The 23,490-nt window shown below is 59.4% G+C and carries 22 protein-coding genes; 6 read left to right on the top strand and 16 right to left on the bottom strand.

The window, feature by feature from the left end; translation table 11 throughout:
• Window positions 1-28 precede the first annotated feature (28 nt).
• The 4 genes from JQ848_RS21700 to JQ848_RS21685 all read right to left on the bottom strand — a co-directional run bounded on the left by JQ848_RS21700 (window position 29) and on the right by JQ848_RS21685 (window position 3,762).
• Window positions 29-478, bottom strand: coding sequence for an NfeD family protein (locus JQ848_RS21700; RefSeq protein ID WP_202211167.1), 450 nt, complete (start codon window positions 476-478; stop codon window positions 29-31).
• Window positions 479-481: 3 nt separating this feature from the next.
• Window positions 482-1,402 (bottom strand): SPFH domain-containing protein, encoded by a 921-nt coding sequence (locus JQ848_RS21695; RefSeq protein ID WP_003438363.1) that lies wholly within the window; start codon window positions 1,400-1,402, stop codon window positions 482-484.
• Window positions 1,403-1,530: 128 nt separating this feature from the next.
• A complete protein-coding gene (locus tag JQ848_RS21690) occupies window positions 1,531-3,294 on the bottom strand; it encodes a type IV pilus assembly ATPase TfpB (RefSeq protein WP_202211165.1) in 1,764 nt (587 codons plus the stop codon).
• Window positions 3,295-3,405: 111 nt separating this feature from the next.
• Window positions 3,406-3,762, bottom strand: coding sequence for a hypothetical protein (locus JQ848_RS21685; RefSeq protein ID WP_003438368.1), 357 nt, complete (start codon window positions 3,760-3,762; stop codon window positions 3,406-3,408).
• A 127-nt stretch (window positions 3,763-3,889) separates the two neighbouring features.
• Here JQ848_RS21685 and JQ848_RS21680 point away from each other — a divergent pair, with 127 nt between their 5' ends.
• Complete coding sequence (locus JQ848_RS21680) at window positions 3,890-4,354, top strand: Lrp/AsnC family transcriptional regulator (RefSeq protein WP_003438371.1); 465 nt, start codon at window positions 3,890-3,892, stop codon at window positions 4,352-4,354.
• Window positions 4,355-4,505: 151 nt separating this feature from the next.
• Here JQ848_RS21680 and JQ848_RS21675 read toward each other — a convergent pair whose 3' ends face one another.
• The 5 genes from JQ848_RS21675 to JQ848_RS21655 form a co-directional block, all read right to left on the bottom strand.
• Window positions 4,506-5,438 carry a hypothetical protein gene (locus JQ848_RS21675; RefSeq protein WP_010656864.1) on the bottom strand — a complete coding sequence of 311 codons (933 nt, stop codon included), beginning with the start codon at window positions 5,436-5,438 and terminating at the stop codon, window positions 4,506-4,508.
• Window positions 5,439-5,688: 250 nt separating this feature from the next.
• Window positions 5,689-6,165 carry a glycine zipper domain-containing protein gene (locus JQ848_RS21670; protein WP_003438376.1) on the bottom strand — a complete coding sequence of 159 codons (477 nt, stop codon included), beginning with the start codon at window positions 6,163-6,165 and terminating at the stop codon, window positions 5,689-5,691.
• Window positions 6,166-6,417: 252 nt separating this feature from the next.
• Window positions 6,418-8,766, bottom strand: a complete 2,349-nt coding sequence (locus JQ848_RS21665) for an FdhF/YdeP family oxidoreductase (RefSeq protein ID WP_010656863.1) — start codon at window positions 8,764-8,766, stop codon at window positions 6,418-6,420.
• A complete protein-coding gene (fdhD, locus tag JQ848_RS21660; protein ID WP_202211163.1) occupies window positions 8,763-9,596 on the bottom strand; it encodes a formate dehydrogenase accessory sulfurtransferase FdhD in 834 nt (277 codons plus the stop codon). The genes JQ848_RS21665 and fdhD overlap by 4 nt, the downstream gene beginning before the upstream one ends.
• 93 nt (window positions 9,597-9,689) lie before the next feature.
• Window positions 9,690-10,577 (bottom strand): LysR family transcriptional regulator, encoded by an 888-nt coding sequence (locus tag JQ848_RS21655; protein ID WP_202211161.1) that lies wholly within the window; start codon window positions 10,575-10,577, stop codon window positions 9,690-9,692.
• Window positions 10,578-10,692: 115 nt separating this feature from the next.
• Between JQ848_RS21655 and lysM the strand changes: the two genes are divergently transcribed.
• Complete coding sequence (lysM, locus tag JQ848_RS21650; protein WP_003438388.1) at window positions 10,693-11,133, top strand: peptidoglycan-binding protein LysM; 441 nt, start codon at window positions 10,693-10,695, stop codon at window positions 11,131-11,133.
• Window positions 11,134-11,211: 78 nt separating this feature from the next.
• On the opposite strand, the gene yrfG is transcribed toward lysM, so the two are convergent.
• Complete coding sequence (gene yrfG / locus JQ848_RS21645) at window positions 11,212-11,874, bottom strand: GMP/IMP nucleotidase (RefSeq protein WP_003438390.1); 663 nt, start codon at window positions 11,872-11,874, stop codon at window positions 11,212-11,214.
• Window positions 11,875-11,962: 88 nt separating this feature from the next.
• On the opposite strand from yrfG, the gene nudE reads away from it, so the two are divergent.
• Window positions 11,963-12,529, top strand: coding sequence for an ADP compounds hydrolase NudE (gene nudE, locus JQ848_RS21640; protein WP_003438392.1), 567 nt, complete (start codon window positions 11,963-11,965; stop codon window positions 12,527-12,529).
• Entirely contained in the window at window positions 12,526-13,359 is an 834-nt protein-coding gene (cysQ, locus tag JQ848_RS21635; RefSeq protein WP_202211159.1) for a 3'(2'),5'-bisphosphate nucleotidase CysQ, read from the top strand. The genes nudE and cysQ overlap by 4 nt, the downstream gene beginning before the upstream one ends.
• A gap of 64 nt (window positions 13,360-13,423) precedes the next feature.
• On the opposite strand, the gene JQ848_RS21630 is transcribed toward cysQ, so the two are convergent.
• From JQ848_RS21630 to rfbB, 5 genes are all read right to left on the bottom strand, one after another.
• Window positions 13,424-13,879, bottom strand: a complete 456-nt coding sequence (locus tag JQ848_RS21630) for a YiiD C-terminal domain-containing protein (protein ID WP_010656861.1) — start codon at window positions 13,877-13,879, stop codon at window positions 13,424-13,426.
• 12 nt (window positions 13,880-13,891) lie between these two features.
• Complete coding sequence (locus JQ848_RS21625; protein ID WP_003438400.1) at window positions 13,892-15,286, bottom strand: sigma-54-dependent transcriptional regulator; 1,395 nt, start codon at window positions 15,284-15,286, stop codon at window positions 13,892-13,894.
• Window positions 15,283-17,097, bottom strand: a complete 1,815-nt coding sequence (locus tag JQ848_RS21620) for a sensor histidine kinase (protein ID WP_202211157.1) — start codon at window positions 17,095-17,097, stop codon at window positions 15,283-15,285. Before JQ848_RS21620 ends, JQ848_RS21625 begins: the two co-directional genes overlap by 4 nt.
• A gap of 518 nt (window positions 17,098-17,615) precedes the next feature.
• Window positions 17,616-18,485 (bottom strand): dTDP-4-dehydrorhamnose reductase, encoded by an 870-nt coding sequence (gene rfbD, locus JQ848_RS21615; RefSeq protein WP_003438405.1) that lies wholly within the window; start codon window positions 18,483-18,485, stop codon window positions 17,616-17,618.
• 17 nt (window positions 18,486-18,502) lie between these two features.
• Entirely contained in the window at window positions 18,503-19,585 is a 1,083-nt protein-coding gene (gene rfbB / locus JQ848_RS21610) for a dTDP-glucose 4,6-dehydratase (protein WP_202211155.1), read from the bottom strand.
• A gap of 129 nt (window positions 19,586-19,714) precedes the next feature.
• Here rfbB and JQ848_RS21605 point away from each other — a divergent pair, with 129 nt between their 5' ends.
• A complete protein-coding gene (locus JQ848_RS21605) occupies window positions 19,715-19,915 on the top strand; it encodes a hypothetical protein (RefSeq protein WP_202211153.1) in 201 nt (66 codons plus the stop codon).
• 129 nt (window positions 19,916-20,044) lie between these two features.
• Window positions 20,045-21,151: an agmatine deiminase gene (gene aguA / locus JQ848_RS21600; protein WP_010656857.1), complete on the top strand. Its 1,107-nt coding sequence runs from the start codon at window positions 20,045-20,047 to the stop codon at window positions 21,149-21,151.
• 60 nt (window positions 21,152-21,211) lie between these two features.
• Here aguA and JQ848_RS21595 read toward each other — a convergent pair whose 3' ends face one another.
• Window positions 21,212-23,284, bottom strand: a complete 2,073-nt coding sequence (locus JQ848_RS21595; protein WP_003438412.1) for a TonB-dependent receptor — start codon at window positions 23,282-23,284, stop codon at window positions 21,212-21,214.
• Window positions 23,285-23,490 lie beyond the last annotated feature (206 nt).

Here is a 23,490-nt window from a genome sequence, read left to right as displayed (position 1 = left end):
CTAGTTAACGGCCGGGAGTTCCGTAACCTCATGCAGTAACTTCTACGCTTAGCACCGTCCCGTTCTGGGCTGTTACCCGAACCCGGGTGCCGACGTCAGCATCGGGCCCTGTCACCATCCATACCCCGTCACCGACCTTGATTTTACCCCTTCCCCCGACTATCGCCTGTTGAACGACAAAGGTGCGACCGATCAGCTCGTGTCCCCGGTGATTCAGGTCCGGTTGATCGCTACTGGCGATAGCGCCACGCTGGCGTTTCCACCAGTACAGCGCGGTGAGAATCGCCAGTACGCCAAACAGAGGGAACTGCAGGGTCCAGGTCAGGCCCGGTATCAGGAAGGTCACGGCCCCGACGATGATCGCGGCAATGCCTGCCCAAAGCAGATAACCGCCGGCGCCGAACACTTCCAGAATCAGCAGCACCGTACCCAGTGCCAGCCAGTCCCAGTAGTTCAGGTTTTGCAGGAACTCCCACATGCCTCAGACCTTTTTGTTATCGAAGGTGGCTTTAACGATTTCGCCGATACCGCCCACCGCGCCGATGACCTGGCTGGCCTCCAGCGGCATGAGGATGACCTTGCTGTTATTGGCAGAGGCCAGCTTGCCCAGGGCATCGATGTATTTTTGCGCGACGAAGTAGTTGATTGCCTGCACGTTGCCATTGGCAATGGCTTCAGACACTACCTGGGTCGCCCGGGCTTCGGCTTCGGCCTGGCGCTCCCGGGCTTCGGACTCGAGAAAAGCCGCCTGGCGGCCGCCTTCAGCTTCGAGGATCTGCGCCTGCTTTTTACCTTCGGCGGTTAAAATTGCCGAGGCCCGCAGGCCTTCAGCCTCAAGGATTTGCGCACGCTTGATGCGTTCGGCTTTCATCTGGCCGGACATGGCGGCCATCAGGTCTGCAGGCGGGCTGATGTCCTTGATCTCGATACGGGTGATCTTGATCCCCCATGGCGCCGTGGCTTCATCAACAGTGCGCAGCAGTTTTTCATTGATGCCGTCCCGCTGGCTGAGCATGGCATCCAGCTCCATGGAGCCGAGCACCGTGCGGATGTTGGTTTGCAGCAGGTTACGGATGGCATGCTCGAGGTTATTGACCTCATATGCCGCCTGGGCCGTGTTGACCACCTGGAAGAAACACACGGCATCGATTTGTACGGTGGCGTTGTCGGCAGTAATGACTTCCTGGGGCGGGATATCCAGCACGCTTTCCATCACGTTGATCTTGCGTCCGATGCGATCCATGACCGGAATGATGATATTCAGGCCCGGTTTCAGGGTGTTGGTGTAGCGGCCGAAGCGTTCTACTGTCCACTGATAACCTTGGGGCACGACCTTGAACCCCATGAAAAGCACGGCGATAGCCAAGGCGACAAATAACAGGACCACTGTACCCACTTGCATGACAATTCCTTGTTCGAGGTGTAAGGGGAAAGAACCGACCTGGTTGTATGCACTCAACGGCCAAGGCTCGTGAGCTCACTCCTGCATGTAAACGGTGCAACTGTTTAGATTTTAGTCAAAACGAATCATCACGCAGGTGTAACGCGCAAAGCTTCCTCCAGCGTGGTCATGCCTGTGGCCACTTTATGGGCTGCCGCCAGTCGCAAGGGCTGCATGCCTGCGGCGCACGCTGCGCGATGTACGGCGTTCAAGTCGGTCCGGGAATCGATCAGGGTTCTGAGGCTGTCATTCATCAGCATTATTTCGTAGATACCGGCCCGGCCACGGTAGCCCGTATCCCGGCACACAGCACAGCCCGTCGCCCTGCAGGTACGCTCCGGTGCTGGTCCCGGCCATTGTTTGACGAAACTCTGCCAGTCGTCCGGCGTCAATGGCTCCTCGTTTTTACATTCGGGACACAAGGTTTTCACCAGTCGTTGTGCCATGACCCCCAGCAGCGTGGCCTTGATCAAATAAGGCGCGACGCCCAGTTCCTGCAGGCGACTGATGGCGCTGGGAGCATCGTTGGTGTGCAGGGTCGACAGCACCAGATGGCCGGTCAGGGCGGCCTGAATCGCGACTTCGGCAGTTTCCAGATCGCGTATCTCGCCGAGCATGATGATGTCCGGATCCTGGCGCATCAGGGCGCGTACGCCACTGGCGAAAGTCAGGTCGATGCCGGGTTGCACCTGCATTTGATTGAACGCCGGCTCAATCATTTCGATGGGGTCTTCAAGGGTGCACAGGTTGATCTGTTCTGTGGCCAGCTGTTTGAGGGTTGCGTAGAGGGTGCTGGTTTTACCCGAACCGGTGGGGCCGGTGAGTAAAATAATGCCGTGGGGCTGGCGGGTCATGTGCTGCCAGCGTTGCAGGTCTTGCGGGGTAAAACCGAGCTGGTCGAAACTCTTGAGCAGCACCTGCGGGTCAAAAATACGCATCACCATTTTTTCGCCAAAGGCGGTGGGCAAGGTGGCGAGCCGCAGTTCAACCTGTGCCCCGGCCGGGGTTCTGATTTTGATCCGGCCATCCTGGGGTTTGCGCTTTTCGGCGACATTCATCCGGCCCAGGCTCTTGAGGCGGCTGACAACGGCCGTCGTCACCTGTGTCGGAAATTGGTAAACGTTATGCAGCACGCCATCAATGCGAAAGCGTACGCCGCCCTGCTCACTACGCGGCTCGATGTGGATGTCACTGGCGCGTTGCTCGAAGGCGTACTGAAACAGCCAGTCGACGATATTCACAATATGCGCGTCGTTGGCATCGGGCGTCTGGCCGCCGCCGAGGGTGAGTAGTTGTTCGAGGTTGGCCTGCTTGCTGGTTTTATGATCATTTAGCGTGGCGCCGTTGACCGATCTGGCCAGCTGAAAAAATTCCACATTCAGGCGCTGGATATCCAGAGGGTTGGCAACCACACGCTTGATGGGCCGTTTGAGCACTTGCTTGAGATCCGCTTCCCAGCGGCTGACCCCGGGTTGAGCGCTGGCGATGGTAATGGACTGTTGATCTGCCGCCACCGCGAGGATTTCATGCCGTTGGGCAAATGCCAGGGACATCAGTCCGGTAACCGTCACGACATCAATTTTCAGTGGATCTATGCGCATGTAAGGCTGCTGGCATTGCTCCGCCAGCCAGGCGGTGAGGGTCTCAAGGTCGAGGGCCTTGCCGGGGCGACCGGGGTCGATGAGCTGCAGGCTGGCCAGCAACACCAGCGGATGCACGGCGTTGTGACGAGGCTCGCGGCCGGCGTTCAATGCCTGCTCTGCGCCACCTTTGTGCAGGCGGCCCTGGGCGAGGAGTGCGGTGACCAGGTCGTTGAGATCCAGCCAGTGGTCATGGGCGGGGGCGAAGTGCATACAAGCTCCTTGGGCTTTAAAGCATCGGCCCGACATATCCCTGTCCGGGCCGTGAAGTCCAAAGCCTAGTTGCTGGCCCATCACCCAGGCCTGGACAATGGTTGCGAGCTATTACCCGGCAACGCGCTGGTGGTTCATGGCGCCACCCTTGAAATCAGCGTCCCGGGATTTGGCCGGTAGCAATTGCACTTCGAAGACACTGACCAGGTTGCGCAGTTTTTCGCCAATCACCTGAGCCCGGTGCCAGCTTTGCTCATCACTCAGAATTTCAATGCTTAACCTGTCGTTGTCGCGCTCTACGTTGACCGATCGGGGAGTCAGTTGCTGCAAGGCAAACAGATTCAGTACGCGGCACAGCACATCGGCCTCTGCCTCGGCCTGAATATAAAAGTGCACCGGACATGGGGCGGCGTTGCTGGCCCAGACGTCGGGGCGGACTGAGTGGCTGACGGCTTGCAGAGGCGGCATGCTAAAACTCCTGATTAGGCTGGAGAAATATTTACACGCCAGGGCGGGAATTTTTTATCTAAGATGCAGGGGTTAAACGAAATTAAGACTGGATCAAGTCTTAAATACGTCATAAAGAGGTATTTCTATGCGAATCGAGCTGGATGCTTATGACCGGCGCATTCTCGCGCTGCTGCAAGAGGACGCCTCGCTGTCCAGTGCGCAAATCGCGGAGCAGGTAGGGTTGTCGCAATCGCCTTGCTGGAGGCGGATTCAGCGGATGAAAGACGAAGGGATTATCCGCGGGCAGGTGACCCTGCTCGATCGTAAGAAAATCGGCCTCAATACGCAGATTTTTGCCGAGATCAAACTCAACGCCCACGGTCGTTCCAACTTCACCGAGTTTACCGATGCCATTCGCGGCTTTCCTGAGGTCCTGGAGTGTTACGTGCTGATGGGCGCGGTGGATTTTCTACTGCGTATCGTCACCGCTGACATTGAAGCCTATGAACGGTTTTTCTTCGAAAAGCTGTCGATGGTGCCCGGCATTCAAGAGGTGAACTCGATTGTTGCCTTGTCCGAGATCAAATCCACCACTTGCTTGCCGGTATAAAAAACGGCCTTCACAAGGAAGGCCGTTGTCAGGTTGATCCGCTGAATCAGTGAACAAATAGCGCAATCAGGATGATGATCGGGATGGGAATGCCGAGAAATAGCAGCAGAAGTGAGCGCATTTTATTCTCCAGTAAGCAAAAGGTCCGGGGTTAAACAAGGGGTGTGGTGGTAGTGGTCAGATACGTCACTGCATCGCGGCGACGGCCGCCAAAGGTGGCGCACAGGCTGGCGAAGAACGCACCGAGCAACAGGCTGATAAACATCCACAGGGTGGTCCAGGCCGCTACTTTGGCAGCGGTGTCTGCTGCTTCCTTGGCTTTTACTTTGGCGTCTGCAACTGCTTGATGGGCCTTGGCATAGACCTGGTCAACCCGTTGTTCGGCTTCAGGCTGGCTGAGGTTGGTACGCTGGGCGACAATTTGTGCCAGGTAAGTACGGTCCTCTGCACTCAGTTGGCCGTCGTTGCCCAGACTGCGGACAAAGATGCGGGTCACCACACCATGGGCCGCGTCTTCGCTGACGGCGGTGCCACGATCATCGCGAAACAGCGTGTCGATGAAATAGTCCGAGCTATTGCCCGAACCGTGGCTGGCGTTGCTGCCTGCAGCGCTGCCGGCGGCACTGCTCATGGCGGTGGCGGCGCCCGAGGCAACGCTGGCTCCGGCCTGAACGCCGCTACCAATCACGCTGCTGACCGAGCTGGCGATTAACATGGCGGTAACCAGCGTGGCTACTGCCCAGGCCAAAAAGCCGTGGGCTGTATCGCGAAAGTACACCTCATCGCCATGCATGTTGGCCCATTTGACCCGCAGCCGGCCTGCCAGATAGCCGCCCATGCCTGAGGCGATGATCTGCGTCACGGCCAGCCAGATAATGGCAGTAATGCCCAGACCTTTTGCTCCCACTCCCTCATTCGCCCAGGGTGAAACCGCCGAGAAGCCCAGGCCGGCACCCAGCATGATGAGTAGCAAGGAGAGTGCGGCAGCTGCTGCTGCGCCGGCAAAAATGGCGGCCCAGGAAACACCTGAGTGGCCAGAAGAGTCTTGCAGGGCAGCGGGATAGTGCTCAGTTGTCCCGATCATTGTTGTTGTGCTCCTGAATGGAAGGAAGTGCAGCGTTCATTCAAGAGATTGCAGGGGATATGCCAATTAAATATTTGGCAGCAGTTTCATATTTTTCAATTAGTTAGAAGTTTTAACGAAATGCACGGTCATGCAGGTTGCATGATTGGGGGTAAACAGGCGGGCGTAATGCATTGAAACAATTTTGCGGGAGAGGGCTGAACCGAAACGAAAAACGGGAGCCTTGCGGCTCCCGTTCTCAAGCGGTCGATCAATGATGACGATGCTTGTTTTTCTTGCGATGGCCATAGGCATGGCCGCGACCACGGTTGTCGTCACGGTAGTAACGGCGGTTATCGCGGCTGTTGTAGCGGCGATCATCGGCGTCGCTTTTATTGCCCATGTAGTTACCCAGCGCGCCACCGGCGCCGCCGCCAGCCGCTGCACCGACCAGGCCGCCAGTGCTGCCGCCGACACTGCGGCCCAGTACGTTGCCGCCAGCTGCGCCGAGGGCGCCGCCAATGGCCGCTTCGCCACGGCTGCGTTTGTCGGCGCCTACGGCACTACCCGCTGCGCCGCCGACGCCAGCACCAATCGCTGATCCGGTCGAGCCGCCGAGTTGTTGACCGACTACGGCACCGAGTACCCCGCCTAATGCGCCGCCTACACCGGCTTCGGTGGTGCCACCGGCCGAGGCTACGCCACTGACCAGGCCAAGGGACAACAAGAGAATCGAGGTGAGCTTCATAAGTGAGCCTCAAAGGGATGACGACGCGATCCTGAGGCTGCCGGGGAGTGGTGACAATCGAATTCCGACCAGTAACACGAGTTGTACACAATTATATAACTTGTTGTTTTTTATCGGGAACTTAATGGGTTTTCGGGGGTCTTTTAATTAGTTGGCATAGGCCGTTTTCACAGGAAACGGCCTTTTTTGTGCCTGGAATTCCTCAACCGCTCTGCAGGGGCGAGCAATCCAGCTTTGCAGATTCAGTACGGGTTAACCCGTCCTGGCCATGATCAGCTTCGACGGGCTCGCTGCTTCAAGGCATATGGCCACGAACTTGGAAGTCGGCGTATGGCTGCCATCCCCCGTGCTTTCAAGCGGCACCAGCGGATTGACCTCGGGGTAGTAGGCGGCAGCCTGGCCTGCGGGTATATCGAAAGCCAGCAGCGTGAAGTTTTTGACCCGGCGCTCACGGTCGTCGTTCCAGATCGACACGATGTCGACTTTCTGCCCCGGCTTGAAGCCCAGGCGGATGATATCGGCTTCGTTGACGAACAGAACGTCACGCTGACCTTTAACCCCGCGATAGCGGTCATCCAGACCATAAATGGTGGTGTTGTACTGATCGTGGGAGCGCATTGATTGCAGGATCAGGTCAGGCAGTTTCCCGGTCGCACGGGTGCGGGCATCCACCAGATCCTGGGGCAGCACGTTAGGCCGGAAGTTGGCGCGCAGGGTCGGGGTATTCCACTGCCGCGCCCCGGCAGAGTTGCCAAGGTAGAAGCCGCCCGGGTGCTGAATCCGGGTGTTGAAATCTTTGAAGCCGGGGATGGTGTCGGCAATCAGTTCCCGAATGCGTCTGTAGTCGGCCACCACCCAGTTCCAGTCAACCGGATGGGTGCCCAGGGTGGCGGCAGCGATACCGGCAATGATCGAAGGTTCCGAGCGCATCTGATTCGACAATGGCTGCAACTGGCCATTGGAGTCGTGGACCATGCTGAATGAGTCTTCCACTGTGACCGCCTGGGGGCCTTCAGCCTGGATGTCGATATCGGTACGGCCCAGGCACGGCAAAATCAGCGCTTGCTTGCCGTGCATCAGATGACTGCGGTTGAGCTTGGTGCTGATCTGCACCGTCAGGTCGCAATTGCGCAGCGCCTCGGCGGTGCGCGGGCTGTCCGGGGTGGCCTGGGCAAAGTTGCCGCCCAGCCCGATAAACACCTTGGCGCGTCCTTCGAGCATGGCGTGAATGGCTTCGACCACGTTGTGGCCATTGTCACGGGGTACCTTGAACTTGAAGCGACGCTCCAGGGAGTCAAGGAAAGCCACCGGCGGGCGCTCGTTGATGCCCATGGTGCGGTCGCCCTGCACGTTACTGTGGCCACGTACCGGACACAGCCCGGCACCCGGGCGACCGATATTGCCGCGCAGCAACATCAGGTTGGCGATTTCCTGGATCGTCTGCACCGAATGCCGGTGCTGGGTGATACCCATTGCCCAGCACATGATTACGTTTTTGCCCTTGAGGTACATGCGCGCAGCACGTTCGACGTCGACCAGGGTCAGGCCCGATTGCTCGACGATGTGATCCCACGAGGTGGCATCCAGGCTGGCGATGTAATCGAGCACGCCATCGGTATGTTCATTCAGAAAAGCGTGATCAAACACGGCAGGCAGGTCGGCCGCCTGGGCATCGCGCTCCCATTGCAGCAGAAACTTGGCCATACCGCGCAACAGCGCCATATCACCGCCCAGTGCAGGGCGCAGGTAGGCGGTGTTGGTTGGCCGGTCGCCGTTGGTGAGCATTTCCAGTGGATGCTGCGGATGTTGAAAACGCTCCAGACCGCGCTCCTTGAGCGGGTTGACGCAGACCACCTGGGCACCGCGTTTAACCGCTTCACGCAATGGCTCGAGCATGCGCGGGTGGTTGGTGCCCGGATTCTGCCCGAGCACGAATATAGCGTCTGCGTGCTCGAAGTCGTCGAACGTCACTGTACCTTTGCCCACCCCGATACTCTGCGCCAGGGCTACGCCGCTGGCCTCGTGGCACATGTTCGAGCAGTCCGGGAAGTTGTTGGTGCCGAACGCGCGCACGAACAGTTGATACAAATACGCCGCTTCATTGCTGGCCCGGCCCGAGGTGTAGAACTCGGCCTGATTGGGGCTGGAGAGATTCAGCAAGTGCCTGGCGATCAATGCGAACGCAGCGTCCCAGCTGATGGGCGTGTAGTGGTCGGTCTCAGCGTTGTAAGCCATCGGCTCGGTCAGACGACCCTGGTATTCCAGCCAGTAATCGCTCTGCTCGAGCAAGGCCGTTACGCTGTGTTTGGCGAAGAACGGGGCATCCACCCGGCGCTTGGTGGCTTCCCAGTTCACCGCCTTGGCGCCGTTCTCGCAGAACTTGACCAGGCCGCTTTCCGGCGAGTCGCCCCATGCACAACCCGGACAGTCGAAACCGCCGTTCTGGTTGGTTTTGAGCATCATGCGCAGGTTTTTCAGCGCGTTGTCGCTGGTCAACCAGGCCTGCGCCACACTGATCAGCGCGCCCCAGCCACCTGCCGGGCCTTTGTAGGGCTTGTAGCGTGGGGTAGGGGTCTGGTCGGCTTGATGATGAGTGCTCACGCTTGACTCTCCTGCGCCGGGCTGTACACCCGTGGTGCGCTTTTTTGTGGCAGATGAATGAGGTTGAGGTTGTGGCGTCGGGCCCATTGCAGCGCCAGGCCGGTAGGCGAGGACAGGCTGATCAGGGTCTGGATACCGGCGCGCAACACTTTTTGAATCAGTTCAAGGCTGCAACGGCTGGTAACTATTGCCGCACCGCCGCTGAAGTCGATGTTCTGGCGTACCAGTGCGCCGATCAATTTGTCGAGGGCGTTGTGTCGGCCGATGTCCTCGCGACCCATCAGCAACTCACCCCGCGCGTCCATATAAACAGCTGCGTGGACCGCACCGCAGTGTTGGCCCAGCGGCTGGAATTCACTGATGCGCTGTCGCAAACCCTCAAGCCATTGGGCGGGCGGCAAGGGCGCCCCCGCAAGTACGTTGAGCTCGGGCAGGGCCTGTTCCACCGCTTCCACCCCACACAGCCCGCAGCCGCTGGTGCCCGCCAGTTGCCGGCGCTGCTGCTTGAGATTCCAGAACGCCCGACTGGCGATTTCGACCTGTGCGTATTGGGCCGGGCCTGCGCCGGTGAGCTTGAGGTCGTAGATTTCGCTGGCGTCTTTAATGATTCCGCTGCCCAGGCTGAAGCCGACGATGAAGTCTTCAAGGTCAGTGGGCGTGACCAGCATCACTGCCTGGCTGATGCCGTTATAGGCGATGGCCAGGGCAACTTCTTCGGCCAGTGCGGTTTCAGCGCCGCTGCTGTGGTCCAGCGAGACGTAGTGGTAGTTCTGGCTGGCAGCGGGAGTCACAGAGGCGGGTGCCGCGCACTGGGGGCGCTTGGCGTTCATAGGGCAGTACCGACATTTGGGTCAGTACAAGCCTAGGCGCGACACAGTGTCACGTCTAATCGCTAGTCCTTATCTATTGATAGATGGTGTCGATCAAGAAGGCTTGGCTGATTGTTGGTACATCCCGAAGCAGGCCTCGGCCAACGCCGAACGGGGGGCGGCCCGGCGCATGATCAGGCCAAGGCGGGACAAGGTATTGGCGTCCTGAATCGGGTGCAGGCGCAGGTTGTCGGTCAGAGCTTCAAGCCCGCCCTCCAGCGGCATTACCGCGCAACAAAAACCGCCGTGTACGGCCTGCAACAGTTGATGAACGGCATCGGTTTGCAGGATGGGCCGGGGCGTGAGGCCACGACTATGGAAGTTGTGATCGATGGACTGGCGAAAGTGCATACCGCTGCTCAGCAGGCCAAGGGGCAATTCAATCAGTGCCTCCCAGCTAAGGGGTTGCTCGCCGAAGTTGAAGTGCCGCTGGTCGTAAAGCAGCCCCATGCATGTTTCCCCGAGGGCCTGAAAATCAAAGCGCTCCTGATCCAGGCGGTCCAGATAGGACACGCCCACGTCCAGCCGGTTACTGGCCAGCTGTTCAAGGATTTGCTCGGAGCTCAGGGCTGACAGCTCAAAACGCAGTTCGGGGTGCTCCTGATGCAGGCGCTGTAATAAAGGCAGCGGATCAAAACTTGAGAGCGGCACCACCCCCAGACGCAACGTCCCAATCAAATTGCCGCGACATGCAGCGGCCTCTGCCTGCAAGCCGTCGTAGGCGGCCAGAACGGTTCTGGCCCAGGCCAGCACCCGCTCGCCGGGAGCGGTAAAACTCTCGAAACGCTGGCCGCGGTTGACCAGTTGCAGGTCGAGTTCTTGCTCAAGGCTGCGCAGGCGCATGGACAGGGTGGGCTGGGTGATATGGCAGCGGGCGGCGGCCTGGCCGAAGTGCCGGGTTTCGTCCAGGGCTATGAGGAATTTCAGCTGTTTAATGTCCATCGTCGCTCCACGCGCTATTCACGGGCCGATTCTAGCGCGCCTGGTTCGCAGCCTGCTTCGCCAATGATGGTCTACGCTAGTGGATCTGGATATCTCAACCCTTGGAGCGTGATTCATGAGTATTTTTAGCTTTGTGAAAGAAGCCGGCGAGAAATTGATCGACCTGCTGACCCCGGGCAATGCCAATGCCAGTGAAGAGCTCAAGAAACACGTTGAACAGGTAGGTCTGGGCAACCCGAACATTACGGCCACTGTTGACGGCGACAAAGTGACGGTGAGCGGTGAAGTGGCCACTCAGGAAGAGAAAGAAAAAATCATTCTGGCCGCGGGCAACATTGCCGGTGTAGCCAGTGTTGAAGACAAGATCACCGTCACCGGGCCGGTGGTTGTGGCTTCCAAATTTGTAGTGGTAGAAAAAGGTGACACCCTCAGCGCGATTTCGCTGCGGGTGTACGGCAATGCCAACCAGTACAACAAGATTTTTGAAGCCAACAAGCCACTGCTCAAAGACGTCAACAAAATCTATCCGGGGCAGACACTGCGGATTCCTGAGTAACCCCGTCACTCATTTGCAGGAGCGAGCTTGCTCGCGAGCTTTTAACAGCTCGCTCCTGCATGGACAGGGCGTAATTTCTCAAAGCCCTTGCAGCAAATCCCGGTAATCCCCCAGCGCAGCAAACTCCTCGGTATCTTTCGGGCCCTTTTTGCTGTCCGGCTGTTTCACCGCCAGCAAGTGGGCCACGCCAAAATCACGGGCACTGCGCAGGATCGGCAAGGTGTCATCGATAAACAGGCTGCGGGATGGGTCAAAGCCGATATCGGCTTGCAGGGCATGCCAGAAAGCCGGGCTTTCCTTGGGGAACCCATAATCGTGGGAACTGATCAGGCGCTCGAAGTACGGCGCCAGCTCGATCCGCTCCATTTTTAACGACAACGAATCGCGGTGCGCGTTGGTGATCATGATCACCCGCTTGCCGGCCTGTCTGGTCGCTGCCAGAAAGGTGTCGGCATCGGGCCGCAAGGCAATCAGGTTGGCGGTTTCGAGCTTGAGTTCGCGCACCGGGATCTTCAGCTCGGTGCTCCAGAAGTCCAGGCAATACCACTGCAACTGGCCAGCATTGCGCTCAAACAGCGGCGTCAGCTCCAGGTCGGCCATTGCCCGGCTGATGCCATGCAACTCGGCATAGCGCTGGGGCAGGTGTTCCAGCCAGAAGTGATTGTCGTAATGCAAGTCGAGCAGGGTGCCGTCCATGTCGAGCAGTACGGTATCAATGTCGCCCCAAGGTAACGCTGTCATGCAAAACTTCTCCCGCAGTTGAAAAACTTCCGACACAGACAATCGGAAAAGCCGGGGTATAGTAACCCGTTCATATTGAGGAGCCGCTATGCGCCAAAAACCCACCGTACTTGCCCGTGAAATTGTTGCCAGTAGCCGATTGTTTCGCGTCGAAGAAGTGCAGTTGCGCTTTTCCAATGGTGTCGAGCGCACTTACGAGCGGCTGGTGGGGCGTGGCAACGGCTATGGCGCGGTCATGATTGTGGCCATGATCGATTCCGAACACGCGATTCTGGTTGAAGAGTACTGCGGCGGTACCGATGAGTACGAAGTGTCTTTACCCAAAGGCCTGATTGAGCCGGGCGAAGATGTACTGGCCGCCGCCGAGCGTGAACTGAAGGAGGAGGCCGGTTATGGCGCCCGCCAGCTGGAACACCTCACCGAGCTGTCGCTGTCGCCGGGTTACATGAGTCAGAAGATCCAGGTGGTGCTGGCCACCGACCTCTATGAAGAGCGTCTGGAAGGTGATGAACCCGAGCCGATGCGGGTTGAGCGGGTCAATCTGCGTGAGCTGTCGAGTCTGGTGCAAAACCCGCAATTCAGCGAAGGCCGTGCTCTGGCTGCACTGTATCTGGCGCGGGATTTGTTGACCCAGCGCGGAGTATTCGTGCCGTGAGCGATTTTCCCCACCCGTTGCTTGCAGGCGTCATCGCCCTGGCCCATGCCGCAGGGGACGCGATCTTGCCGTTCTGGCGTGCCGACGTTGCCGTGACCGCCAAGGCGGATGATTCGCCGGTTACCGCTGCCGATCTGGCAGCCCACCATGTGCTGCTCGATGGCTTGACGGCGCTGGCCCCGCAGATCCCGGTACTGTCTGAAGAAGACGCCAATATTGCACAGAGCGTGCGCGCCGGCTGGACCCGCTGGTGGCTGGTTGATCCGCTGGATGGCACCAAGGAATTTATTTCAGGCAGTGAAGAATTCACCGTCAATATTGCGCTGATCGAACACGGTCGTGTGGTCTTCGGCGTGGTCTCAATGCCCACCAGCGGTCGTTGTTACTACGGTGGTGCAGGGCTGGGTGCATGGCGTGAGGATGGCGGCGTGAGCTCGCCCATCAGCGTGCGCAACACCCCGCCTGCAGGCCAGCCGTTAACGGTGGTCGCCAGTCGCCGGCATTCCAGCCCTCAGCAAGAGCGCTTGTTGGCGGGTTTAAGCGAGCAGCTGGGCGAGTTGCAGCTGACCAGCGTAGGCAGTTCGTTGAAGTTTTGCTTGCTGGCCGAGGGAGCCGCCGATTGTTATCCGCGTCTGGCGCCGACTTCACAGTGGGACACGGCGGCGGCTCAAGGCGTGCTCGAAGGTGCAGGAGGGGTGGTGCTGCAACTGGATGGCGAACCGTTCTGCTATCCGCCGCGTGAGTCGCTGCTCAATGACCATTTTCTGGCATTGCCGGCCAGGGCGCCGTGGCGCCAACAGCTGCTGGCCCTGGCGCAAAACAAGCTGTAGGAGCGAGCTTGCCGGCGATCTTCTGCCAGCTTGCGAGCAAGCCCGCTCCTACAGGATCAGTGATTTAGCGGTGCAACACATACTGCCCGCTGAACCTCACCGCATCCTCTGCACCCTCGGCATTGATGACCCGGGTCTCGAGGGTCAGGCGTGCGCGGCCATGGCGTTGGTACATGGCCAGAAACTTGTTCCAGGCCGCATCGGCAGGTGCATCGCATAGCACGATAGCGTCCCGGGTCACGGGCAGCGGGTAGCTGATGTGACCTTCCTGAATCACGATATGCCCGTCTTCAATCCCCGCCTCGCGCAGGCTCAAGTGCAGCCAGCCCCAGCCTGCAAGCACCGCGCCGCAGTACAGGCTGCCGCCGAACATGGTGCTTTTGTGGTTAATGTTGGCCGCCAGCGGCATCTGCAGGCGCAGTTGGTGCTGGTGCCAGCCTATGACCTTCAGGCCCATTTCACGGGTAAGCGGAATGTCGTGATGGAGGACGGATTCCAGATAACGACTGTCGCGATTCATGCCATGGCCTCTTCAATCAAGTTCATCGGTGTGCGGGTGACTGCCACTCTCGAAGTTCAGCCCGTGTTTGCGCAGTTTGTCGTGCAAGGTTTTACGCGGTACACCCAGCGCTTCAGCCAGGCTGCGCATGGAACTGTGGGAGCGCTCGAGTTCGGCGGCGATCAGGCTTCTTTCAAAGTGTTCGACCTGCTCGCTCAAGCCTCCCGAAACTTCACCGGCGGACGAGGGCGAGCCATCGGCAGAGTCATCGTCCAGCGCCAGCTCAAGACCCAGGGCAAAGCGTTCGGCCACGTTTTGCAGTTCGCGCACGTTGCCCGGCCAGTTGTGACGCAATAACAGTGCGCGTTGCGCCGGCTGCAGCACATTGGGTGTGAGGCCGTGGCGACTGCTGGATTCGTCGGCGAAATGCTGGAACAGCATCAAGGCGTCCTCACCGCGCTCGCGCAAGGGGGCTATGCGCAAGGGGGCGACATTGAGCCGGTAATACAGGTCGGCGCGGAACCGTCCCTGGTCAGCGGCCTGGCGCAGGTCTTCCTTGGTGGCGGCGATCACCCGGATATCCAGCGGGATCAACTGATTGCCCCCCACGCGCTCAACCACCCGCTCCTGCAACATGCGTAGCAGTTTGACTTGCACGTCCAGGCTCATGCTTTCGATTTCATCGAGGAACAATGTGCCGCCATTGGCAAACTCAAACTTGCCGATACGACGCTTTTGCGCACCGGTAAACGCCCCGGGTTCATGGCCGAACAGCTCGCTTTCAACCACCGACTCCGCCAGTGCACCGGCGTTGATTGCCACAAAAGGTCCATTGCGCCGGCTCGACAGATCATGCAGTGCCCGTGCGACCACTTCTTTGCCAGAACCGGTTTCGCCCAGAATCAGTACATCGGCTTTGGTCGCGGCCAGTGCGCCGATTTGCTCGCGCAGGCGCAACATGGCCGGTGAATGGCCCACCAGTCGGGTACTCAGTTGCTGGCGATCGCTCAGGGCCAGGCGCAGGCTGCGGTTGTCCAGCACCAGGGCGCGCAGGGCCAGTGCCCGGCGCACGCTGTCGAGCAGTGCATCGCTGGCAAAGGGTTTTTCCAGGAAGTCATAGGCCCCTGAACGCATCGCCTGCACTGCCAGCGGCACATCGCCGTGGCCGGTAATCAGCAGCACTGGAAGTTCCGGGTCCTGGGCGTGGAGTTGGGCCAGCAACTCAAGCCCGTCCATGCCCGGCATGCGAATATCGCTGACCACCACTCCGGGCCAGTCCCGGCCGATACGCTCACCCAGGCCGCTGGCCTGTGCCAGTGGCAAGACCTTGAGGCCCGCCAGGTCCAGGGTTTGATACAGGGCCTGACGCAGATGCGGGTCATCATCGATCAGGATGATCTGTACGTGGGGATCGATGGGCTGGCTCATGATCTGGAGTCCTCGGAAGCTTGCAAGCTGACGCCCGGCGCACCTGCGCGCAGACGTAGGGTAATTAAGGCACCGCCTTCCTTGTGGTTGGCGAACAACAACTCGCCGCCAAACGCGCGGATCAGCGTGTCGCAGATGGCCAGTCCCAGCCCCAGCCCCTGAGTACGGGTTTTGGTGGTGTAGAAAGGCTCACCGGCGCGGCCCAGAGCTTCCATGCAAAACCCCGGGCCATTGTCGCGAATGTACAGGGTGACGCCTTCCGGGGTGGATTGGGCACTTAGCCACAAGCGTCGGGGCGGACCTTTCTCGGTCAGGGCATCGAGCGCGTTGGCCAGCAAGTTGCCCAGCACCTGGCGCAAACGTGTTTCACCGGCCTCGACCCACAGCGTGGCGGCAGGCAAGTCGCGAATCAGCTCCACCTCCATGCTGCGCCGGCGCTTGGCCAGTAACGCCAGGGCATCGTCCAGCGCCGGTTGCAGGGCGACGCTTTCCGGCGCATGCCGATCACGGCGGGCGAAGGCGCGCAGGTGCGCGATAATCGACGCCATGCGGCCAGTCAGTTCGTTGATCAGTTTGAGATTGCCGCGCGCGTCTTCGATGCGCTGGTGATCGAGCAGCACTTCAGCGTTTTCGGCATAGCTGCGAATGGCCGCCAGCGGTTGATTGAGTTCGTGGCTGATGCTGGCGGACATGGTACCCAGCGCTGACAGTTTGCCCGCCTGCACCAGATCGTCCTGAGCGCGCACCAGCTCCTGTTGCGCCTGTTCGCGCTCCAGCACTTCCTTGCGCAGCCGCTGGTTGAGGCCTTCGAGATCACTGGTACGTTCTGCCACACGCATTTCCAGTTCGCGGCGCGCCTTGCCCTCGAAGGCGATGCGTTCAAGGTAATGGCGCCGGCGCTGCATCATCAAACTGATCAACAGCATCACCACCAGCAAGGTTGCGCCGCCGATGGCCAGTGCCGTGCGTACCGGCCGGTCGATCAGGGTGCGTGGGGCAAGAATGTTGACGCTCCAGCCGGTTTCGTCGATTTTCTGGGTCTGTACCAGCCAGGCACTCAAGTCGAGTTTGAGCGGCTGCGGGTCGCGGGTCGGGTAGGGCAGGATGGCGAAAATGGCCTCGCGCTCTTCTGGTGACAAATCGCGGGTGGCGCGGAAACGCCATTCCGGACGGGAAGTAAGAATGACCACACCGTTGTGGTCGGTCATCAGCAGTTGTTCGGGGGTCGTGCCCCACAGCTGTTCGGTGTGATCGAGGTCGACCTTGACCACCAGTACACCGATTTTTTTATCGCCTTCCAGGACCGGTGCGGCAAAGTAATAGCCGCGTTTGCCGGAGGTGGTACCCAGCCCGAAGAAACGCCCCAGCTTGCCTTCCATCGCTTCGCTGAAATAGGGGCGGAAGGCGAAATTGCGGCCGATAAAACTGTCGTTTTTATCCCAGTTCGATGTGGCCAGGGTGTCGCCATGGGTGTCCAGCAGGTACATCACCACCGCGCCGGTCTGGGTGCTGATGTCATTGAGCAACTCATTGGCCCTGGCCTGGGCCCGCGGGTCCTCCGGATTTGCCAGCACGGCACGTAGCGCAGGCAGCTCGCCGAGGATCTGCGGCAGCACTTCATAACGATGCAGGGTGCCCAGCAGGTTGGCGACATAGAGATCGAGGGTCTGGCGATTTTGCCCGGCCAGTTCACTGCGGTAATAGCGCTCGGCCAGGTGTTGCAGCGGCCACAGCAAAGGCGCCAGACACAATGCCAGCAAGGCCAGGCTGCGCCAGCGGGGTCTGCGAGGAACTGAAGGGGTCGTGATCATCGAATAATGCGCCGCGAGAGTACGGCGCAGTATACCCAGCCTTTGTTGTAGCGATGCAGACGGCGAGGGTGCACTGGCGGACCGCGTTGCGGCTATCGCTGGCAAGCCAGCTCCCACAGTAAACCCAGCCTTTGTTGTAGCGCCAGCTCCCACAGGTTTGCGCAGGGCAGTTATATCCGGTCTTTGTTGTAGCGATGCAGACGGCGAGGGTGCACTGGCGGACCGTGTTGCGGCTATCGCTGGCAAGCCAGCTCCCACAGTAAATCCAGCCTTTGTTGTAGCGCCAGCTCCCACAGGGTTTGCGCAGGGCAGTTATATCCGGTCTTTGTTGTAGCGATGCAGACGGCGAGGGTGCACTGGCGGACCGCGTTGCGGCTATCGCTGGCAAGCCAGCTCCCACAGTAAACCCAGCCTTTGTTGTAGCGCCAGCTCCCACAGGGTTTGCGCAGGGCAGTTATACCCGGCCTTTGTTGTAGGAGCTGGCTTGCCAGCGATGCTGGCAGCAGTTTCTGCGCAGGTCAGTGCTGCGCGGCCAGGCACTCACGTAATGCGTTTTGCCAGGCGGGCTGAGCGACGTGCCACTCGCGCTCAAGGCGGCTGCAATCAAGACGCGAGTTTTGTGGCCGGGCAGCCGGTGTCGGATAGGCGCTGGCCGGGATCGGCTCCAGGGTTGCGCAAGGCTTGCCCTGGGCTGACAGGTGTTCGGCAATGGCCTGGGTAAAACCAAACCACGAGGTTTCGCCCTGGGCCGTGAGGTGGTAAATCCCCCATGCTCCGGCTTCTGCGGCTTGCCAGCGCTCGATCAACAGGCGCGTGCTGCGGGCAATGGTGCCCGCCCAGGTAGGCGCGCCGACCTGATCCGCCACCACCCGCAGCTCCGGCCTTTCTTGCAGCAGGCGCTGCATGGTCAGCAGGAAGTTCTTGCCGTGGGTGGAGTACACCCAGCTGGTGCGCAAAATCAGACAGTCAGCACCGGTCGCTGCAATTGCCTGCTCGCCCGCCAGCTTGCTCTTGCCGTAGACACCCAACGGGTTGGGAACATCGTCTTCGGTGTAGGGCGCAGGCTTGTTGCCGTCGAACACATAATCAGTGGAATAGTGAATCAGCGGAATGCCCAGGGCCGCCGCTTCTTCAGCAAACACTCCGGGCGCGATGCCATTGATGGCAAATGCCAGCTCAGGCTCGCTTTCGGCCAGATCCACCGCGGTGTGCGCGGCCGCATTGATGATCAGGTCAGGCTGGTGGGCCCGAACCTGCGCGCGGATTTGCTCGGGCTTGCTCAGATCAAGCTCGTCACGACCCAGCACTATCAGCTGGCCCAGGCCGGCAAGGTGCTTTTGCAGTTCGATGGCGACCTGACCGGTTTTGCCGCTGATCAGGATTTTCAAGGGCGCTGCGCCGTTACTCATGCCAGCAGATCCTTGGCCTCGGTGAACCCCAGGCGCTGGCCCTGGTAGCTGCCATCCTGAACGCGCTGGCACCACTCCAGGTTATCCAGGTACCACTGCACGGTTTTGCGCAGGCCGGTTTCGAACGTTTCTTCAGGAACCCAGCCCAGTTCACGTTCGATTTTGCTGGCATCGATGGCGTAGCGCTGATCGTGGCCAGGGCGGTCAGTCACGAAGGTAATCAGGTCGGCAAACTGTGCAACCCCTGGCGGATGCTCTGGCGCCAGTTCCTCGAGCAGGGCACAAATACTGCGCACCACGTCGATGTTCTTTTGCTCGTTGTGGCCGCCGATGTTGTAAGTCTCGCCGACCACACCTTCGGTCACCACTTTAAGCAGGGCGCGGGCGTGGTCTTCAACGAACAGCCAGTCACGCACTTGCAGGCCGTTGCCATACACCGGCAGCGGTTTACCGGCCAGCGCATTGAGAATGACCAGCGGAATCAGTTTTTCCGGGAAATGGAAAGGACCGTAGTTGTTCGAACAGTTGGTCAGCAACACCGGCAAGCCGTAAGTGCGGTTCCAGGCGCGGACCAGGTGGTCGGAGGCCGCTTTGCTGGCCGAGTACGGCGAGCTTGGCGCATAAGGCGTGGTTTCGGTGAACAGATCGTCGACGCCATGCAGGTCGCCATACACTTCGTCAGTCGAAATATGGTGGAAACGAAATTCGCTCTTGGCCGGCTCCGGGAGGGTCAGCCAGTAGGCGCGGGTGGCTTCCAGCAGGCTGTAAGTACCGACAATGTTGGTCTGGATGAAATCCGACGGGCCGTCGATGGAACGGTCAACGTGGGACTCCGCAGCCAGGTGCATGATGGCCTGGGGCTGGAAACGTTCGATGATTGCACTGACCGCGGCCTGGTCGACGATGTCGGCCTGGACGAATTCGTAGCGGCTGTCGGTGGCAATGCTTTGCAGCGATTCAAGGTTACCGGCGTAGGTCAACTTATCGAGGTTGAGCACTTCGTGCGCAGTGTTCCGGATCAGATGACGGATCAGTGCCGAACCAATAAATCCGGCGCCGCCGGTGACTAAAATGCGCATGTGGATATCCCTTATTCCCAGATGGACTTCAAACGTATGGCGCGTAGCTTGTGGGCAGGTGCGAGGTGGTGCAAGTACAAGTTGACAGCCGTCATTGCGGGCAGGGCCGCGCCTGAAAGGGAGGTATTTATGAATATCGATTTATATCGGTATTTATGTCTGATCCTGTTCTCTGGCCAGCAACATTCACGGGGCATGGGGCTGAGCGCCGCCCACAAACTGGGTGGCAATGGCTACGTGCTTGGTGGCAGTGGCCTGCAGGGCGCGACAAGGGGAGGGCCAAAGCCCCGGATGAACCGCCTGTCGAGGTTTTTGAAAATAATTAAATAAACGTTTTATTGCCGATATTTATCGATTATAAAAGCACCTGTGGTTGACGCATGGTTGCCCTGTGTCCACTGTTTCAGAATTAGTCGTGTTCGATTTCCCCTATACCGCCTCCCTGGAGTCCTGATCCCGATGACCACTTTGCACAGTTCGCCCCGCGCTGACGGTTTTCACATGCCGGCCGAATGGGCTCCGCAAACCCAGACCTGGATGATCTGGCCCGAGCGTCCGGACAACTGGCGGTTGGGAGGCAAACCGGCACAGGCGGCACACGTCGCTGTGGCCAAGGCCATTGCGCGTTTCGAGCCGGTGACCGTCGGCGTGTCGGCCGGCCAGTACGAAAATGCTTGCGCGCACCTCGATGTGCCGAATATTCGAGTGGTGGAGATGTCCAGCGACGACGCCTGGGTGCGTGACAGCGGGCCAACCTTTGTCATCAATGACAGCGGTGAAGTGCGCGGCGTTAACTGGGACTTCAATGCCTGGGGCGGGTTTGATGGCGGTTTGTACTCCCCGTGGAACCGCGACCGCCAGGTGGGTAGCAAGATCCTCGAAATCGAACGCAGTGCGCGTTATCACACCGAAGGTTTCGTGCTTGAGGGCGGCTCGATCCACGTGGATGGTGAAGGCACGCTGATCACCACGACCGAGTGCCTGATGAACCGTAACCGCAACCCGCACCTGTCCCGTGAAGAGATCGAAGACGTGCTGCGCTCGCATCTGGCGGTGGACAAGATCATCTGGCTGCCGGACGGTCTGTTCAACGACGAAACCGACGGCCATGTGGATAACTTCTGCTGCTACGTTGCTCCGGGCGAAGTGTTGCTGGCCTGGACTGACGATGAACAGAACCCCAACTATGCGCGCTGCCACGCCGCAATGGACGTACTGGCAAGCAGTACCGATGCCAAGGGTCGCCCTTTTGTCGTGCACAAAATGCCGATCCCGGGCCCGATGTATGCGACCCAGGAAGAATGCGACGGCGTGGATAAAGTGGCAGGCAGTCAGGACCGCAACCCGTCAGAACGTCTGGCCGGGTCTTACGTGAACTTCCTGATCGTCAACGGCGGCATTATCGCCCCCAGCTTTGACGACCCGATGGACGCGCCGGCCAAAGTCATCCTGCAAAACCTCTTCCCGCAACACGAAGTAGTGATGGTGCCGGGCCGCGAATTGCTGCTGGGCGGTGGCAATATCCATTGCCTGACCCAGCAACAACCGGCGCCGCGCAAGGCCTGATGCACGACTCCTGTAGCCGCGGATGAGGCCCGATCGCAGCCTCGTCAGCGACTACAGGGTTTAAAACTTATAGGTCCCGGTCATCACCAGACTGCGGGGCTCGCCCGGCATGATCTGGGAGCCGCTGGTGGCTGAGGCGTAGTAGTAACGGTCGGTGAGGTTGGTCAGCGCACCGGTTACATCCCAGTCCTTTTCGCGATAGCCCGCCAGTGCATCCCAGCGGCCGTACCCCGGCAATACCACGGTATTCTGGTTGTCCGCATAGCGCTGGCCCACCAGGGTCAGGCCTGTTTCTGCGTACCAGCCCATTTCCGGTTTCCAGGTCAAAAACACGCTGCCATTGTGCTTGGCTACGCCGTTGATGCGCTTGCCTTCAAAGCCGTTGTTGTCCTTGACCACCGTTGCATCCTGCAGGCCAATGCCACCGCGCATGTACCAGTTGCCCCCCAGTTTGCCGCTGGCGGTCAGCTCAATGCCCCGTGAACGTTGCAGGCCCGAGAGCAGGGTGATGGTCGGGTCATCCGGATCCTTGGTCCGACGGTTGTAGAGTTCCAGTTCGTAGACGGCCAGCGTGGTGCTCAAACGATCATCCAGCCAGTCGCTTTTGACCCCGATTTCCTTCTGCTTGGTCAGCTCCGGGCTCAGATCGTTGGCGTTCCCTGCTGCGCCCGGCGTGATGCCGATCAGGCCACCACCCACTGGCGAAAAGGTCTTGGTCCAGGAGGCGTAAAACGAATGGTTTTGCAGCGGTGTCCAGACCACGCCAAGCCGCGGGCTGGTGCTGTGGCTTTTGCGTTCTTCGGTGATGTCCTTGAGATTGCTGGTGGACTCGACTTCAAAGCGGTCATAGCGCAAGCCTGCCAGCACTTGCCATTGATCGTTGAGACGAATCTGGTCCTGAACATAGAGGCCCTGGCTTTCGACTTCGGTGTGGTTGTCGCTGGAAATCAGCATCGGTCCGCTCGGGCGCAGGTTTCGATCCGGGTTGTAGACGTCGACTGCGGGTACGTCCTTGGCACTGTAGAGCTTCGGGTCACGGCGCTGGCTGCCGATTTCCAGGCCGGTCAACAGGCGGTGCTCAAGGCCAAAGGTGTCAAAACCGCCTTCGATTTCAAGGTTGTTGAAAAGGTTGCGGGTGGTCATGTCCTGCTGCCAGCTCTGACGATTGACCTTGTCCGTTTTCGGGTCGTAGCCCACCAGGTAAGTGTTCTCGAACTGGCTGTCGAGCTTGAACACGCCCAAGGTGTGGCGCAGTTGCCAGTTGTCGCTCAATTCATAGCTCAGGCGTGAGCGCAGATTCTGGGTTTTGTCATCGATAAAATCATTCTGCCCGCCATAGGATGTGCCGCGACTGACATCTGCCGGCCGGCCGTTGATGCTTGGGATGCCGCGATCCGGGGTGCGGTTGTAACGGCTGTATTCGTATTGCACCAGCCAGTTCAGGTCCGGGGTGATCTGCCAGTTCATCGATGGCGCGAACAATTGGCGATTGCCGCTGACGTGATCACGGAAGCTGTTTTTGTCTTCGTTGCCCATGTTCAAACGCAGGCTGACGGTGTCACTCGGGTCCGCGCTGAGGTCGGCATAGAGGCTGCGCAAGTCTTCGCTGCCACCTTGGGCCTGAATGCTTGATTGACGCCCGAATTGCGGCATCTTGCTCACGCGGTTGATGATCCCGCCCTGGCTGCCACGCCCGTACAGTACCGCTGCCGGGCCTTTGAGCACTTCAATGCGCTCGATGTTATGCAAGTCGCGAACGTACTGGCTGTCGTCGCGAATACCATCCAGATAGAAGTCGTTGCTGGCGTCGAATCCGCGAATGCGCAGGCTGTCGAAACGGGTATCAGCCGTACTGCTGACGTTGGGAATACCGCTCAGGGCTTCGCCCAGAGTATTGATTCCGTAATCCAGCACATTGCTGGTTTTCACCGAATCGATGGCTTGCGGCACATAACGCGCAGGGGTCGAGGTACGGGTGGCAGTGGTGACATCTCTGACCCGGGGGTCATCGGCCTCGGCTTCGCTGGCGTTAATCGACAGCTCGGGGAGGGTGGTGGCAGCCGTGCCAAATCCGGCGTACAGCAAGGCACACAGCCCCAGATTCAGAGGCGTGAAGCGGCAAGGGGAGAGCATGGTTGAGAAGTGTCCGGGCGGGTGGGATCGGGGGTTATATTTTTTAGGGTGCGAATGGTAATGGTTCTTGTTGCTTAATGTTAATTATTGCCATTAGCCCGTCCGGCAGATATGTATCAATTTGTTTCACCGGCGCCAGGCCCTTGCTGTATCTGATTCGCCCGATTCGCGAAACACACTAAAAGCCATACCGGCGTTTTTCCCCT

The sequence above is a fragment of the Pseudomonas paraversuta genome (assembly GCF_904067025.1).
In the GTDB taxonomy this organism is placed as follows: domain Bacteria; phylum Pseudomonadota; class Gammaproteobacteria; order Pseudomonadales; family Pseudomonadaceae; genus Aquipseudomonas; species Aquipseudomonas paraversuta.
The sequence above is the reverse complement of the archived record's forward strand: the minus strand, read 5'-3'. Positions and strand labels throughout refer to the sequence as shown.